This is a genomic window from Petrotoga halophila DSM 16923 (assembly GCF_002924615.1).
In genome coordinates this window covers 1-15,536 of the sequence record NZ_JALY01000036.1, presented here as the reverse complement: position 1 = coordinate 15,536, position 15,536 = coordinate 1, and the positions used below count along the sequence as shown (strand labels likewise).

Genomic DNA, 15,536 nt, shown 5'->3' with positions numbered 1-15,536 from the left:
TTGAACAAGAGAGGTGAAATATTTGAAAGACCAAGTAAAGATGATCTACTTTGATTTAGATCATACCCTTTGGGATTTTGAAAGTAATTCACAAGAAGCATTGAAGTTGGTCTATCAAAAGTACAATCACGTTTTTCGTGAAACATCTTTGGATAAGTTTGTGGAATCTTACAAAAAGATCAATAAAAAGTTATGGGAAATGTATAGGAAAAAAGAAATAGGCCAACAAGAATTAAAACTTCTTCGATTTGAAATTACTTTAAATGCTTTAAAAATAAAGCATAGAGAAGATTTTATAGAAGAGATGAATAATACTTACCTAAATATCTTATCAAAACAAAAACTCCTCGTTGATGGCGCAATGGAAACTTTGGAATATTTGAAAGATAAATATGAATTAGGAATTTTGACGAACGGCTTTAGAGAAACTCAAATTGTTAAAATGAAAAGTTCCGGAATATCTGATTATTTTAGTATTTTAGTTAGCTCTGAAGATGTCGGTTTCCCTAAACCCGATGAAAAGATTTTTAATTATGCGATTTTAATGTCTAAAAAATCTAAAGATGAAATTGTTTACATTGGTGATGATCTTGAAAATGACATCTTGCCAGCAATAAAATGTGGAATTGGCGCCATTTGGTTTAAAAATCATGAAGAATCTCTTGGAACCCAAGAGAAGGATGTTCTCAGTATCTCCAAGCTTATAGAGCTGAAAAATATATTTTGAATTTATTGAAGATAATAAATGCCTTTTTTTAATGTTAAAACTTTGGCATTTTTAATGAGGTCAAAATATTCTTTATCTAATTGATGTGCTTGTTCTCCGGTATAAATTACTACTTTTATCTCATCATATACGGCTTTCTTTTCAAAAATTAGTAGATTTTCTTCTGAAGTAAGAAGTTCGTAACTTCCTGATGATAGAGAGGGGTGAACTTTTCTTAAATTAATAAGGTTTTTACAGTAATTAAAGGTTTGTTTCTGTAGATCTGACCAATCTTCTTTGAATTTCATCGCAACTCTTCCACTTTCGTGAAAATTGTGAATTGTTTGGTCTCCTTTTAAAGCTATCTCATTACCATATTCTAGCATCACATTTCCTGTAAGAGCCATTAATAAACCAAGCGCAATGTAAAATATTTCTATTTCTTGGCATATATCTATGAACCTTGGAAGATCGTGATTTTCGATAAAATAAGTTAACTGGAATTCCCTTTCGTTTAATTGGTTTGATAATACTATTTGATTGTATAAATCAAGTAATGATCCATTTTTCTTTCCTAAAACTTCTCTAATAGTATCGTAAGTAGAAAAATCAAACATACTGGTAAAACGTTGAGCGTCATCCCCTTTGAACTTTTTAAGGAGTTTAAAATTTTTTAACTTATCTCCTTCGTCTTCCCATACTTCACCTAAAATTACCACATCTTTTTTTATTTTTTTCATCCTTATAGAAAATTCCTCTAAAAATTTAAATGGCAAGCCCAAGGCATGGTCCAATCTAAATCCATCTATTTCATAGTTTTTTAACCAATATTCCCCAACCCTTATTAAAAATTCTCTTGTATCTTCGTCATCTAGATTCCAGAACAAAAAGGATCTTTGCCATCTTTTTTCTTGAGGTGAACGGGGAGTTTCAGTTTTAACGTTCAAATCTTTAGGGACGGAATTAAAATCAAACTCCTTTGAGGCATGGTTAAGTACTAGATCGATAATAACCTTTATCCCTCTTTTATGAGCATCTTCAATAAGCTTTGTAAAGATAGCTTTAGCTTCTTCTTCGGAATTGGAACTTATGTTTTCTGAAATAGAAAAATAATTGGTAATATCGTATCCATGTGTGGTTTTACTCTTAAAAATGGGTCCAAGATATATCAAATCTATCCCAAGCTCTTTTAAATAGTCTAATTCTTGAATGACACCTTGGAGATCTCCGTCTATTGCATTTTTCTCGTAATAACGATAACTCTCTTTTGGGAAATCGTTTGTTAATTCTCCATTTTTAAAAAATTTTATTAGAATGTGGTATCCTAAAAACATAAAATTCCTCCCATAGTTTACTTCTGGTTATTCTATCATTCTTTTTTTAAAAAAATGAAAACGTTTCCTAAAGATATTCACTTTTTTCACTTTTAAAATTTAAAATGAAAAAGTGTGGTATAATTAAATTGATAAGAAAGAGCTCATCAGACTGATAGCAGTAAAAGACTCAGAAGGAGGGGTAACTATGGACATACTTTTAGTTTATCCTGCTTATCCCGAAACATTTTGGAGCTTTAAACACGCGCTGAAATTTATTTCCAAACGTGCTGCTTTGCCACCTTTGGGTTTGATTACAATAGCTTCTTATCTACCAAAAGAATGGAACGTTAGGTTGGTGGATATGAATTGCGAAAAATTAAAAAAAGAGGATATACTAAATTCAGATTATGTTTTTATAAGTGCCATGGCTGTTCAAAGAGAGTCTGCTATAAAGGTAATCAAACAATGTAACGACTATGGTAAACCTATAGTCGCTGGTGGCCCTCTTTTTACAATGGAACCCGATACATTTCAAAATACTGTGGACCATTTTGTTCTTGGAGAAGCAGAAGAATTAATGGATGAGCTTGTTAAAGATATCAAAAGAAATAAATTTAAAAGATATTATGCGAAACCTAATTTTTGTAATGTAGAAGCTACACCTATTCCTAGGTGGGATCTGTTAAATCTCAAATGGTATGGGTCCATGAGCATCCAGTATTCTAGAGGATGCCCTTATAATTGTGAATTTTGCGATATTGCGGCCTTGAATGGTAGAAAACCCAGAACTAAGACAAGCGTACAATTGATCCGAGAACTTCAATCTTTGTACGATGCAGGTTGGAGGCATTCCGTTTTCTTTGTAGATGATAATTTTATCTCAAATAAATCAAAGTTAAAAAAAGAAATATTACCCGCAGTAATACAGTGGCAAGAAACTCATGATTACCCTTTTTCTTTCTATACCGAAGTTTCTATAGATTATTCTAATGATGATGAACTCATGGATCTGATGTTCAAAGCAGGCTTTGACAGAGTTTTTATTGGTTTGGAGACCCCTGATCCAGATAGTCTGAGAGAAGCTAACAAGTATCAAAATATCAAACAAGATCTAGAAGAGTCTATCAAAAAAATTCAAAGTTTTGGTTTTGAAATACAGGGAGGCTTTATTGTCGGTTTTGATAGCGATAAACCCACAATTTTCGATAGACAATTCGAGTTTATACAGAAAAACGGCATAGTTACTGCCATGGTTGGTATATTAAATGCCCCAAGGGGAAGTGAATTATATTCAAGATTACTCAAGGAAAATAGGTTACGGGGGGAAATAAGTGGAAACAATGTGGATATCAATACAAATATTATTCCAAAGATGAACTTGGAATTCCTAATCAAAAATTACAAAAATCTGGTTGCTAAGCTTTATCAGCCCAAAAACTATTATGATCGTTTGAAAAAATTTTTGACTAATTATAAGGTACCTGGATTCTCAAAGGCCAAAATAGGCTTCCAAGAAATAAACGCTTTTATTAAATCCATTATTATTTTAGGAATTATTGGTAAAGAAAGGAAACAATATTGGGGAACTCTTTTTTGGAGTTTGTTTAAGAAACCTAAAGCGTTACCAAAGATGATTTCTCTTTCAATTTACGGTTACCATTTCAGAAAAATTGCAGAAAATTTATAAGGTGAGAAAATAGATGATAAAAAAAATAATTTTGGTTTTTGCATTTATTTCCATTGCGTTGGGATCTTTTTCTGCAAATCTATCCAAAGATAATATGATTATAAATTTAAACGATAATACGTGGATAACAAATCAAATTGCAGAAAAAATAAAAAATATTGGAAGTTATATGTACAATATAAAAATAAAAGATGCGATGTCTAACTCAATAAATATCAGTGATTATGATGTGACAATGAACATATTTACAAATACCAAGGAAAATATCACAATTGCTTTTGGTTACTTTGATGGTGGGGGCTTTTCTTATTCAGAAGAATCTGGTGAAACTGATGATTGGGTAGAAAAGTTTGCGACGAAAACTCTGGAGACATTGTCCTTTCAAAGGTTTCTATATGGAGAAAATTGGGATGTTTTACAGATCACGTTTTGGAAAGGGGTAGATGAATACCCTGTTTTTCAAAATAATAAGATATATCTTGTAAGCGATAGATATATTGGAAATAGGGAAATTTATATTTTTGACTTTGAAGAAGCCAGAGAAAAGAAGATTCCTTTGGAGTATTCCGCTGAGTATTTTCCTGATATTTCTCCAAACAATGAATATTTAGCTTTTCAAACCACATTGTTTGGAAAATGGGACATTGTATTGTATAATTTAAAAACTAAGGAGATTCAAAGAATAAGCCCGACAGATAAGAATGCTTATTCACCATATTTTTATGACAATACCTTGGTTCTATTCACTATGGATGAAGATACTGGCCAATGGACGGAAGTTTGGATCTATGACTTATACTACGATAAACTTGAGAAATTAACAGAATCAAAGGATCTTTTGAAATTTAGGCCCACTAAGTGGGATGGTAACAAAATCAGTTTTTATGGTGTGGATCATCAAACGGCGAGTATGAATGTTTACTTTGTTGATGAAGAAAACAGTATCTCACCTTTAATCGCACAACCAAATAATCAAACCGATAATTGGTCTAACGGTTCAGAGCTTCTTGTGTACTCAGAGTTCAATGGAACCTATTTCAGTATATATGAATACGATAATGGAGAAAAGAGAAATTTATCAGGCATGTTGACAAATGATTGTTTCTATCCAACATATACACCGGACAAAAAATATGTTTTTTTTACTAATTATTATTCAGAATCTGATATTTTTGTGATAAACAGAGAAAAAATTAAGGTTAATAGACAATAAAACTCTATTGGAGTGATTTGAATAATTAACGAAAACGTGAACGAAGAAGTTTCTGAGAAGAATAAGTATAAAAAAATTGCTAAAATCTTTGGATTTATTCTTTTGTTTTTTCTCTTTTTCTGGAATGCTTTAATAACTTTTTTTCTAATAATTTTGTTAAACGTAAAAACAATTAAGAAATCTGTATTTGGGAATCTTCCATTGGAAGTTAAGAAAGGTTCTTATACTGATGCAATTACTGTGGAGTATAAAAAGGAAAAGATACCTTTGAAATTAGATGTATATTATCCTTCTAAAATAAAAAGCAAGTATCCTGTACTCTTTTTTGCTCATGGAGGAGGTTGGATAACAGGAAGTAGGAAGTTATCAAGCGTAACTGAATGGGGCAAGTTTTTAGCTAGTAGAGGATTTGCTGTTGTCGCAATAGATTATAGGTATGGTTATTTCAACAGGTATGAAGAGTTGATAGAAGATTACAACGATGCCCTAAATTATATAAAAGATCATAGTGAAGAGCTCAGTTTAGACAAAGAAAATATCGTGTTGATGGGGACGTCAGCAGGTGGTACGTTGTCCCTTTATTATGCAGCATATAACTCTTACTATAATCATTTTGAAAAGATGAAGGGCATAAAAGGAGTTGTAGCTTGGTACGCTCCATCAGACCTTTTAGATCTCTGGAGTAAGCAAGTTGATTCGCTTTTTGCCCAGTTTGCAGTTACAACCACAATGAAAGGTACCCCTAAAACAAAATTTGAAGAATATAAGCTATATTCACCTATAAATTATATATCTGAAAGAATGGTTCCAACATTGTTAGTACATGGGGAAAAAGACGCTACCGTCCCGGTAACAACTTCTATAAAGTTAAACCAGAAGATAAAAGAATGTGGTGTTCCTTCTGCATTGTTAATTCATCCGAAAGGGAAGCATTCTTTTGAATTGGAATTAAAAGATGTTTTAACCCAGAAGTTTGTTGAAAAAACGGTGAGTTTTATTAAAAAAGTATGTCAAAATACGGAGACTGTTGATACATTAGATAGAAGAGCTGTATAGAAATAAAGATCAACGAAATTGGGGAGATGAACCTATGTTACAAGAGGATTTTAAAATAGATTTTCGTTATGCAAAACAAAATATAGAATTTACTCAAGCTTTCATAAATAAAGGCAAAAATTATAGAGAATCATTAATAAAATTTAATTCCTTATACAAATTTAATAAAAAAGGTACAGAAGCTAATGAAATCTATCTTTTTGAGCCTCGAGGGAAAGCTTTGGGTGTTGCTTTGATACTTCATGGGTTGGGAACCAAAAACATTACATATATCTTAAAAATGGGACGATATTTTTCCAAATTAGGTATAAGGGCTGTAGTACCAATATTACCGGACAATTACACCAGAACATCTAACGGATCTATGAGTGGTAAAAATTATTTTTCTGCTGATATTTATACAACCTTAAACACCTGGGAACATGCGGTTGTTGATATATTAAGTATCATAGATTTTTTGAAAGCAAACGAACTTTGGCATGAGCGAAACTTCATGATAGGATACTGTCTTGGGGGCATGGTATCTGTTATCGTTAATGCTTTAAATCCTGAAATAAAGCACAATTTCATTATAGCCAGTGGTGGAAACATGGCTGAACTTATATGGGAATCACCTACCTTGGAATTTACAAGAAGGGAACTACTTAAAAAGAAGGATCAGATAGCTTATTTAAGCGATAGAGAAAGGCTAAAAAAGACCTTTCAAAATGATTTAAAGAGGATAGGAGAGTTTAAGGACATTCAAGAGTTTTTAAATTCAAACATACATCCGTTGATGAAGGTCGATCCTGCAGCTTATTCCAAATTTTTAGATAGAGAAAAGGTGACATTCTTAGAAGCAGCTTTTGATAAAACCTTACCCAAAAACACAAGAAGGGTTCTATGGGAAAACTTAGGAAGACCTAGAAAGATGACAGTCCCCATTGATCATATTACTTGGCTACCTTTTCAAAGGCTGATATCTAATATTATTATAAACGAAATGAGGTTCGAAGATATCAAATACCGCTTTGCTAATCTAGGATATTTAGCTATTTTTTTCAAAGTGAATTAATATTCCTTCAACAATTTCAACCTACTAAATTCCTTTTCATTTATAGATTCTAAAAATAAAGGCGCCGAAATTAAGCGCCATTATTTTTTGGTTCCTACTGTTTCTAAATTTTACTTAGTTTACAGCTTCTTTAAACTTTTCAGTATTTTTGGTTTCTTCAGAATAAAGATGACATTTCACTTCTCTCTATTAAAATGTAAATCACTCCCATTTATAAGAGTGAACGTTTCGTAGTCGAGGTAATTTCTGTTACTAAACTCCCTACATTCACAGGACTGTTTCTTTGTTGAGTTTTATGTTAGAATTAAGATAAAGTAATAAACAGTGACCTAAAAAAGGGGAAAGTGAATTTTGTTTAAACTCAGTCGAAGTGGTAAGTTTAAATTTGTAAGTACCAAACACAACAAGCAGATATTTGTTACTCCATTGATAACAGATTCACATTTACATATATTGGGATTGGGAGAAAAACTGTCTCAACCGACTTTGGAGAGAAAGAAACTATCTGAAATAAAAAGCATTATAGAAGAAATTGTCAGTAAAAGATCGAATAAAATTGTTTTAAGAGGTTGGACTGAAGAGTTTGCAAATCCCGATAAAGATTTTTTGGATTCAATAAATAGAGAAATCCCCATCATGCTGGTTAGAAGATGCGGACATTTTGCGGTTGTGAATTCAAAGGTTTTTGAGAGTATTGATTTTTCAGATTCAAGTAATTACGTGGATTTTGAAGAAGGAAAAATCAAAGAAAGTACAATCGATAAATTTTATAAAACCTTTGGCCCTTTCACAGACGTAAAAAATAATTACGAAACCTCAAAGAAGTATCTAAAAAATAAAGGTTATGGTTTTGTCCATTCAGATGATTTACATGGTATTTCTAAAGATAACTTGCCGTTTGTACATGATAATGAGTTTTTTGTATATGAAAAAGTTGCCGTTAAGGATTATAGTGAGCTTTCAAAATATTATGAACTAGGATACTTTAACGAATTTAAATGTGTTAAAATATATTTAGATGGTTCCCTAGGAGCACGAACAGCTTTATTGCTTAATAAGTACAACGATTCCAATACGTACGGGGAAAAATTATGGGAAGATACTGAGCTGACTGCGGTCGTTGAATTTTGTGAAAACAATGGGCTTCATTTAGCTGCTCATGCTATAGGAGACGGGGCTATAGAACAAATTTTACGAGTTTTTGAAAAGGTCAATCCTAAATTAAGGCATAGAATAATTCATGCTATAGTACTTAGATCTAATCAAATAGAAAGGATTAAAAAACATAACCTTATTGTAGACATACAACCTCAATTCATGGAATCCGATAAGGTTTTTATTGAAGATAGATTAGGTGAAAGGGTAAATGATGCCTTTAGATTTTATGATTTATACAGATCACAAGTGTCTCTTTTTATTTCATCAGATGCTCCAGTTGAAGAACCAGATTGGTTGAGAGATATTAAAAGATTGAAAGAAATAGGGATCCCTTATAATTACTCTTTGTATCAGCTTACCTATGGTCCAGAAATTATAGATAACATTGATAGGCAAGAAAGTATGGAAAGTAACGCTTTAATATTTCAGGACGATCCTTTTGTTGAAATATCTCAACCAAAGATCTATCAAACTGAAAATTAGGTTTTGATTTTAAAAAGGTGTAAGCACTAGAGTTTCTAACGACAGTAATAATTATATTTCGTGAGGAGGTAGTGTAATGGAGAAATTAGTTTTAGAGGATTTTACAAAGTACAAGTTTATATCTAACACAAAATTTTCACCGAATGGTAAAAACTTAGCCTTTGTTGTCTCAGAGATGGATGTAGATGAGAACAAGTATCTTTCAAACATATGGCTTTACAATGTTGATAATAAAACGATCAACAAACTTACCGCTTTCAATCAAGAAAGCTCTTATGTATGGTTGGACGATGAGAATATCATCTTCTCAACAGTGAGAGAGGAAAAGGATAAAAAGAGGAAGGAAAAAGGAGAACCTTTTACCATTTATTATATAATAAACATCAAAGGTGGAGAAGCTCAAAAATATTTCGAACTCCCATTCTTTGCATCAGATATCGAGCCCATATCTAAAGATAAGTTTGTTGTAACTGGTATTTATGACCCGAAATATAAAAATTTGGAGAACCTTTCAAAGGAAGAAAAAGAAAAGGAACTGGATAAGCTCAAAGAAGAAAAAGATTACGAAGTTTTAGATGAAATACCTTTCTGGTCGAATGGAAAGGGATTTACCAACAAGAAAAGGAATAGATTATACATTTATACGTTAGAAGATAAGAAAGTTACCCCTATAACAGATGAATTGACAAACGTTGAAGGTTTTAAATTGAATAAAGAGAAAGATTTAATGCTTTTTATTTCCAACACTTTTAAAGATAAAATGGAAATAAGATCCGATCTTTATTTATATGACTTAAAGAAAGAAAGTTTAGAAAAATTAACACACGAAGACCCTTTCAATTACGTATATGCAGACTTTCTAAAAGAGAAAATAATTTTCTTAGGTTCCAATATGAAAGAGTACGGAATCAATGAAAATCCCAAATTTTATTTGATGGATTTACAAACAAAAGAAGCGAAACAAATTCAAACTGATTTTGATTTTAGTACTTGGAGTTCTGTAGGTTCTGATTGTAGATATGGCTCTAACAGTGAATTCAAAGTGGAGAACGATTACCTTTATTTTGAAACCACAGAGTATGGCAGTTCTTTCATAAATAAAATAGATGAGAGAGGTAAGAGAGAAAAATTAACCACAAAAAACGGATCCGTTGATGGTTTTGATGTATTTAAAGATCGTATTATCTTTATAGGAATGAGAGATGTGAAACTTCAAGAACTATACGAATTAGAAGGCAATGAAGAGAAACAACTAACTACTTTCAACGAATGGGTAGTAGAAGAAAAAACTTTATCTAAGCCAGAGAGGATAACTTTCCTTGGTAAAGGTGAGATAGAAATAGAAGGATGGGTTATGAAACCTGTAAATTTTGAAGAGAACAAAAAATACCCTGCAATCTTAGATATTCATGGTGGCCCAAAAACCGTTTATGGTGGAGATGTTTTTTTCCATGAAATGCAGTATTGGGCAAATGAGGGTTATGTTGTTATGTTTTGTAATCCCCGAGGAAGTGATGGAAGAGGGGATGAGTTTGCAGATATCAGAGGAAAGTATGGAACAATAGACTATGAAGACATAATGGACTTTGTTGATAAAGTATTGGAAAAGTTCTCTTTCATAGACGAAAATAGAATAGGGGTAACAGGTGGTTCTTATGGTGGTTATATGACCAACTGGGTAATTGGACATACTGATAGGTTCAAGGCTGCCGCTTCTCAAAGAAGTATAGCAAATTGGATAGCTAAATTTGGCACTACCGATATCGGTTACTATTTCGTTGAAGATCAACAAGCAGCCACTCCCTGGAGTGATTATGAAAAGTTATGGTTCCACTCACCTATGAAATACGCCGATAACGTTAAAACTCCAACTTTGTTTATACATTCTGAAGAAGACTACCGTTGTTGGTTGGCTGAAGGATTGCAGATGTTCACTTCACTCAAATACAATGGTGTTGAATCAAAACTTGTTATGTTCAGAGGAGAAAATCATGAGTTGAGCAGAAGCGGAAAACCAAAACATCGAATAAGAAGATTAAAAGAAATTACCACGTGGTTTGACTGTTATTTGAAATAGTTAAATGTATGTAGCTAACTTTTCGCATTATAAGGAGAGAAAACATGAGAGCAAAAACCAAACGTTTGGTAACTATATCGTTGTTATCTGGTATTTCTTTTGTTCTAGGATTTACTCCATTGGGATTTATCCCTATTCCTCCAGCGAATGCAACAACTATGCATATTCCAGTTATAATTGGGGCAATATTGGAGGGACCTATTGCAGGAATGGTTATAGGTTTAATATTTGGCGTATCTAGTATAATTCAAGCACTTTTAAGGCCAAACATATTGTCTTTTGCTTTTGTTAATCCTTTAGTTTCTGTGCTACCAAGAATATTGATTGGTTTAGTTTCATATTATTCATACAGATTAGTATTTGAACTTTTCTCGAGTAATAAAGAAAAAGTTTCAAAGTGGAGAGATAGCGTATCTATTGGTGTAAGTGCTGCTTTAGGAACTTTTACTAACACCGCAGGTGTTTTAGGTATGATGTATCTCTTATTTGCCGACAGGATAGCTACCGCTATGGGAGTAGCAAGGGAAGCCGTAGGTGGGGTAGTGTTGGCTATAGGCCTAACAAACGGTATTCCAGAGATCATAATAGCGATTTTAATAACTGTTGGGGTAATCAGAGCGGTAAAAAAGGCAGGCTATTGATTATCTCATCATTTGGGTGGGATGCGGGGGAAGGGCGCTATAGCAACTTTTTTGATTTCTATAGACAACAAAAATTACAAATTAAAAGGAGGAGTCAAGTATTATGAAGAAATACACAGCTACCCACGAATATGTAACAATAGAAGGAAATATTGCGACTGTCGGAATTTCTGCGAAAGCCGCTGAAGAATTGGGTGATGTAACCTACGTTGAATTACCAGAAGTTGGCAAAGAAGTAAAAAAAGGTGAAGTCCTGTGCACCATAGAATCTGTGAAGTCAGCCGAAGATATATATGTACCTTTAAGTGGAAAAATTGTTGAAGTTAACAAAGATCTTGAAGACAATCCAGAAATAATAAACGAAGACGCCGAAAATAAAGGATGGATTGTAAAAATTGAAATTTCTGATCAATCAGAAATAGAAGATCTTTTGGATGAAGAACCTCCAATGTAAACAAGTATAATTCGAAATTAAAGGCCTCTATTTAATTGGGGCCTTTTTTCTTTTTTTAACTTGAAGAAGCCAGACATAAAGTAAAAAGATCAAACTCCATAGAAATAAGGGAATAAATAAAGAACTAAATTCAATTGGTTCATAAAAGGTAAAAAGATTTACGAAATTTTTTATTGATAATGCAAAAAAAGTTGAAAAAGAATGAACAAAATTGAAAGGCAATAATATTGAAAGAACGCTACATAAGATTAGTAATGAAATAGCAGGGGTTAGAATAGGCGTTATGAAAAGTCCAATCAAAGAAATCTCTCCAAAGTGTATCAGAGCTATAGGAAATATACCGATATATGCAGCTATGGGGACAGATAAAGATCTAAAATATTGATTTTCTACATGGTTCATTGTAAATAAAATCATAAAAGTTGCAGCATAACTCATTTGGAAACTAACGTTCATAAGATTATTGGGAATTAACAATAGGTTGAGATATCCTATTAATCCTAAGATGTTGAAAGAGCTAACAGGGACGTCGAAAAGTCTGAATAAGTTCAACGTAATTAAAAGCAATACAGCTCGTACAGAACTTGGGGTGAATCCGGTAAAAATCAAATAAAAAGCGATGATAGTAGAGTATAAGATGAGTCTTAGATTCCTTTTCAAGATAAAAAAGTTCAGAAAGAAGCTGATCATCGAGTAAATTATGTAAACGTGCATACCCGAAACTGCAAATAGATGCAGAGTTCCTGTTTTTTGAAATACCTCTTTATCCCGTATATTACCCATAAAAGAGCTCGTCAGTATATCAAGTGCCTCATTATTTTGAATGTTTTCAGACAATCTATTAGTTGCAAGATCTTTTATCTTCATAATCGAATTGTTGTTGGCAGGAGCCACATACTCAGCTCTAAAAAAATCGTTTTCAATTGTCCCGTATATGTAGACGTTTTTGCCGGTGGTGATGGGAACGGTGCTGAATTCACCATAGTAAAATTTATAATAATTCCTGTATTTCTGCCACTGATTTTCATAATAGATTTTTTTTGAAAATACTGTATAATAATTTCCTCTTTTGTCTATAATTTTTCCTAAAATACCTACTTCTGAATTTAGGTTGATGGGAATGTATAACAAGGCAGGAAACAATAAAATAGCGATTAAAAAGACTTTTAAACTATCTTTCTCCAAGAGTTTTAAAAGAAAAAGAAACAAAATATAACCTATTAATACAGCGGCTTTATTCAAGTAGGAAAGTACTAATAACAAAGAAAAGGCAATTAATAATTCAATAAAAAAGGGAAAGTTAACCTCAGTTTTCTTTTCTATACTTTTACCCCCCAGTAGATAGAAATCAGAAGTGAGATTATCAATCAGGAATATAATAAAATTAATTCAAAAAACAAAAGGATCGTAAAACACGATCCTTCATTCTGGTGCCGGGGGCGGGACTTGAACCCGCACGAGTGTAAATACTCATATGGCCCTCAACCATACGTGTCTACCAATTCCACCACCCCGGCAAAAAGTTGCTTATGTTAATATATCAAAATTATTATACACTACGTTATAGGCTTTGTCAAGAGACCGAGATCATATCATATACCTCTCCATTTTTTATGACAGTTTGAGTGTGGTTTACTCCGAAGTGGTATATTAAGTATTCTATATTAGGTACATCGAAAATCGCCATATCAGCTTTTTTACCTACTTCCAAACTACCAATTTTATCTTCTAATTTCAGTGCACAAGCCGCATTAATAGTAACCGATGTAATTATTTCCCTTGGATTCATATGTAATTTTAGTGCCCCAAACGTCATAACCAATTGTAAATTTTCTGTAGGCGAACTTCCTGGGTTATAATCGGTCGACAATGCAATTGGTATACCAAGTTCAATCATCTTTCTAGCATTTGCATACTTCTCACTTTGCAAAAAGAAAGTTGTTGTGGGAAGAAGTGTGGCTATTACATTGTTCTGGGCCATTTTTTTCAAGCCTTCATCACTTGCACCTACCAAATGATCTGCCGAAACACAACCTAACTCAGCAGCTAATTCGGCACCTCCTAAAGGTTCTATTTCGTCTGCATGAATTTTGAGAAATAGACCGCGTTCTTTTGCAGCAGAGAGTATTTTTCTGGATTGATCAACTGAGAAAACTCCTTTTTCACAGAATACATCACAAAATTTAGCTAAATTTTTTTCTGCTACATACGGGATCATTTCAGTTATGAGTATATCTACGAATTTATCGACGTTGTCTTGGTACTTTTTAGGTACGGCATGCGCCCCCAAAAATGTAGGAACCAAATCTATGGGGTGAATTCTATTGAGTTCTCTTATGACCTCAAGCTGTTTCAATTCTGTGTCAAAGTCATCAAGCCCGTAACCGCTTTTTGCTTCAACGGTTGTTACTCCATAAGATAACATTCTATTTAAACTCTTTTCTGCCTTTTTAAGTAATTCTTCGAAAGACGCTTTTTTAGTTGATTCGACGGTGTCGTGTATTCCTCCCCCAGAATTTAAAATATCTAAGTAACTTTTACCTTCTAACTTCTTAAATAATTCGTATTCCCTTGAGCCTCCATGAACCAAATGAGTGTGAGAGTCTATTAAACCGGGTGTTACAGTTTTCCCTTGGGCGTTTATAATTTTTGCATCTTGAGCTATTTCTATGTCTTTTGGCAAGTCACCACTTCCAACGTAGATAATCTTATCTTTTGAAGCAGAAATGATTCCATTTTTAATTAAGCCAATTTCTGACATTTCCTCTTTCTTTCTTGGCCTATTAGGCCCCTTCATCGTTATTAAATTTGAAATGTTTTTTATCACCAAAGTAGCTTTTTCATCCATATCAATCACCATAAATTTTATTTTCTAAAACGCGGTCATAGCTGAAATCTTCTAATTTTAAAAAGTAATCAGCTGTATCAACAAGGGCATTCATCGGTACCAATCCAACTATTTCACTTCCAACAACGTTCACTCCATATCTGTTCGCTTCGTTTTCTATCACTTGAAATACTCTGTACAAAGGTGTTTTTGTGTAATCAACCATATTCATGGAAACTTGGACTATATTCCTTTCTTTCAATTCAAAACCTAACGCTTTACAGTATTTAAATCCTCCACTTTTCCCCCTAACCGCTTTGGCTATCTTTTTTGCAATGTCTAAATTGTTGGTATTCAGGTTCACGTTGAAAGCTATCAAAGGCATCCTGGCGCCCACGGCGGTAACTCCTGCACTTTCATGCGGTTGATCTGGGCCAAAATCTGGCTTGAACTCTTCTTGTTTTAATTTCTCAAACATCCCTTCGAACTCACCTTTTCTTATAACGGCTAAATCTTCTCTTTCAGGTCGGCTGGCTGATTTTTCATACAATATTACGGGGATATTCAACTCTTCTCCTATTCTTTTTGCCAATTTTTTAGAGTATTCTACACACTCTTGCATCGATATGTTTTTAATTGGAATGAGCGGGATAACGTCTGTAGCCCCCATTCTTGGATGTTCACCTTTATGAGTTCTCAAATCTATCAACTCAGCCGCTTTTTTACAGGCGTTAAAAGCTGCTTCTATTACCATATCAGGTTCTCCCACAAAAGTAACTACGCTTCTGTTGTGGTCTTTATCCATAGAGTAATCTAATAATTTTACTCCTTCTTGTTTTCTTACTTCATCTACAATACATTCTA

13 protein-coding genes and 1 tRNA gene are annotated in these 15,536 nt (G+C 33.0%); 9 read left to right on the top strand and 5 right to left on the bottom strand.

Annotated features, from left to right (window positions below; genetic code table 11):
- The first annotated feature begins 22 nt into the window (after positions 1-22).
- Entirely contained in the window at positions 23-727 is a 705-nt protein-coding gene (locus AA81_RS01590) for a YjjG family noncanonical pyrimidine nucleotidase (protein ID WP_103078032.1), read from the top strand.
- A gap of 2 nt (positions 728-729) precedes the next feature.
- On the opposite strand, the gene AA81_RS01585 is transcribed toward AA81_RS01590, so the two are convergent.
- Positions 730-2,040: an alpha-amylase family glycosyl hydrolase gene (locus AA81_RS01585; RefSeq protein ID WP_103897964.1), complete on the bottom strand. Its 1,311-nt coding sequence runs from the start codon at positions 2,038-2,040 to the stop codon at positions 730-732.
- A 187-nt stretch (positions 2,041-2,227) separates the two neighbouring features.
- Here AA81_RS01585 and AA81_RS01580 point away from each other — a divergent pair, with 187 nt between their 5' ends.
- The 8 genes from AA81_RS01580 to gcvH all read left to right on the top strand — a co-directional run bounded on the left by AA81_RS01580 (position 2,228) and on the right by gcvH (position 11,845).
- On the top strand, positions 2,228-3,709 hold the full coding sequence (locus tag AA81_RS01580) for a B12-binding domain-containing radical SAM protein (RefSeq protein WP_103897963.1): 1,482 nt from the start codon (positions 2,228-2,230) through the stop codon (positions 3,707-3,709).
- 13 nt (positions 3,710-3,722) lie between these two features.
- On the top strand, positions 3,723-4,922 hold the full coding sequence (locus tag AA81_RS01575; RefSeq protein WP_103897962.1) for a TolB family protein: 1,200 nt from the start codon (positions 3,723-3,725) through the stop codon (positions 4,920-4,922).
- A gap of 201 nt (positions 4,923-5,123) precedes the next feature.
- Positions 5,124-5,978: an alpha/beta hydrolase gene (locus AA81_RS01570; RefSeq protein ID WP_245863357.1), complete on the top strand. Its 855-nt coding sequence runs from the start codon at positions 5,124-5,126 to the stop codon at positions 5,976-5,978.
- A gap of 34 nt (positions 5,979-6,012) precedes the next feature.
- Entirely contained in the window at positions 6,013-7,032 is a 1,020-nt protein-coding gene (locus tag AA81_RS01565) for a dienelactone hydrolase family protein (protein WP_103897960.1), read from the top strand.
- A gap of 351 nt (positions 7,033-7,383) precedes the next feature.
- Positions 7,384-8,673, top strand: coding sequence for an amidohydrolase family protein (locus AA81_RS01560; protein WP_169926243.1), 1,290 nt, complete (start codon positions 7,384-7,386; stop codon positions 8,671-8,673).
- Positions 8,674-8,749: 76 nt separating this feature from the next.
- Positions 8,750-10,750, top strand: coding sequence for a S9 family peptidase (locus tag AA81_RS01555; protein ID WP_103897959.1), 2,001 nt, complete (start codon positions 8,750-8,752; stop codon positions 10,748-10,750).
- A 44-nt stretch (positions 10,751-10,794) separates the two neighbouring features.
- Positions 10,795-11,391, top strand: a complete 597-nt coding sequence (locus tag AA81_RS01550; protein WP_103078025.1) for an ECF transporter S component — start codon at positions 10,795-10,797, stop codon at positions 11,389-11,391.
- 103 nt (positions 11,392-11,494) lie between these two features.
- Positions 11,495-11,845 (top strand): glycine cleavage system protein GcvH, encoded by a 351-nt coding sequence (gene gcvH, locus AA81_RS01545; protein WP_103078024.1) that lies wholly within the window; start codon positions 11,495-11,497, stop codon positions 11,843-11,845.
- A 27-nt stretch (positions 11,846-11,872) separates the two neighbouring features.
- Here gcvH and AA81_RS01540 read toward each other — a convergent pair whose 3' ends face one another.
- The 4 genes from AA81_RS01540 to ftcD all read right to left on the bottom strand — a co-directional run.
- Entirely contained in the window at positions 11,873-13,054 is a 1,182-nt protein-coding gene (locus AA81_RS01540) for a ComEC/Rec2 family competence protein (RefSeq protein ID WP_103078023.1), read from the bottom strand.
- Positions 13,055-13,273: 219 nt separating this feature from the next.
- Positions 13,274-13,362, bottom strand: a tRNA-Leu gene (locus tag AA81_RS01535).
- A gap of 56 nt (positions 13,363-13,418) precedes the next feature.
- Entirely contained in the window at positions 13,419-14,693 is a 1,275-nt protein-coding gene (gene hutI, locus AA81_RS01530; RefSeq protein WP_169926242.1) for an imidazolonepropionase, read from the bottom strand.
- 1 nt (position 14,694) lies between these two features.
- Positions 14,695-15,536: glutamate formimidoyltransferase (gene ftcD, locus AA81_RS01525; protein WP_103897958.1), on the bottom strand; the 842-nt coding region annotated here is incomplete at its 5' end.

Excerpts from the sequence above, each read along its gene's own strand:
- AA81_RS01585 (WP_103897964.1), bottom strand. The coding sequence starts at position 2,040 with ATGTTTTTAGGATACCACATTCTAATAAAATTTTTTAAAAATGGAGAA.
- AA81_RS01580 (WP_103897963.1), top strand. The coding sequence starts at position 2,228 with ATGGACATACTTTTAGTTTATCCTGCTTATCCCGAAACATTTTGGAGC.
- AA81_RS01575 (WP_103897962.1), top strand. The coding sequence starts at position 3,723 with ATGATAAAAAAAATAATTTTGGTTTTTGCATTTATTTCCATTGCGTTG.
- AA81_RS01565 (WP_103897960.1), top strand. The coding sequence starts at position 6,013 with ATGTTACAAGAGGATTTTAAAATAGATTTTCGTTATGCAAAACAAAAT.
- AA81_RS01555 (WP_103897959.1), top strand. The coding sequence starts at position 8,750 with ATGGAGAAATTAGTTTTAGAGGATTTTACAAAGTACAAGTTTATATCT.
- AA81_RS01550 (WP_103078025.1), top strand. The coding sequence starts at position 10,795 with ATGAGAGCAAAAACCAAACGTTTGGTAACTATATCGTTGTTATCTGGT.
- gcvH (WP_103078024.1), top strand. The coding sequence starts at position 11,495 with ATGAAGAAATACACAGCTACCCACGAATATGTAACAATAGAAGGAAAT.
- hutI (WP_169926242.1), bottom strand. The coding sequence starts at position 14,693 with ATGGATGAAAAAGCTACTTTGGTGATAAAAAACATTTCAAATTTAATA.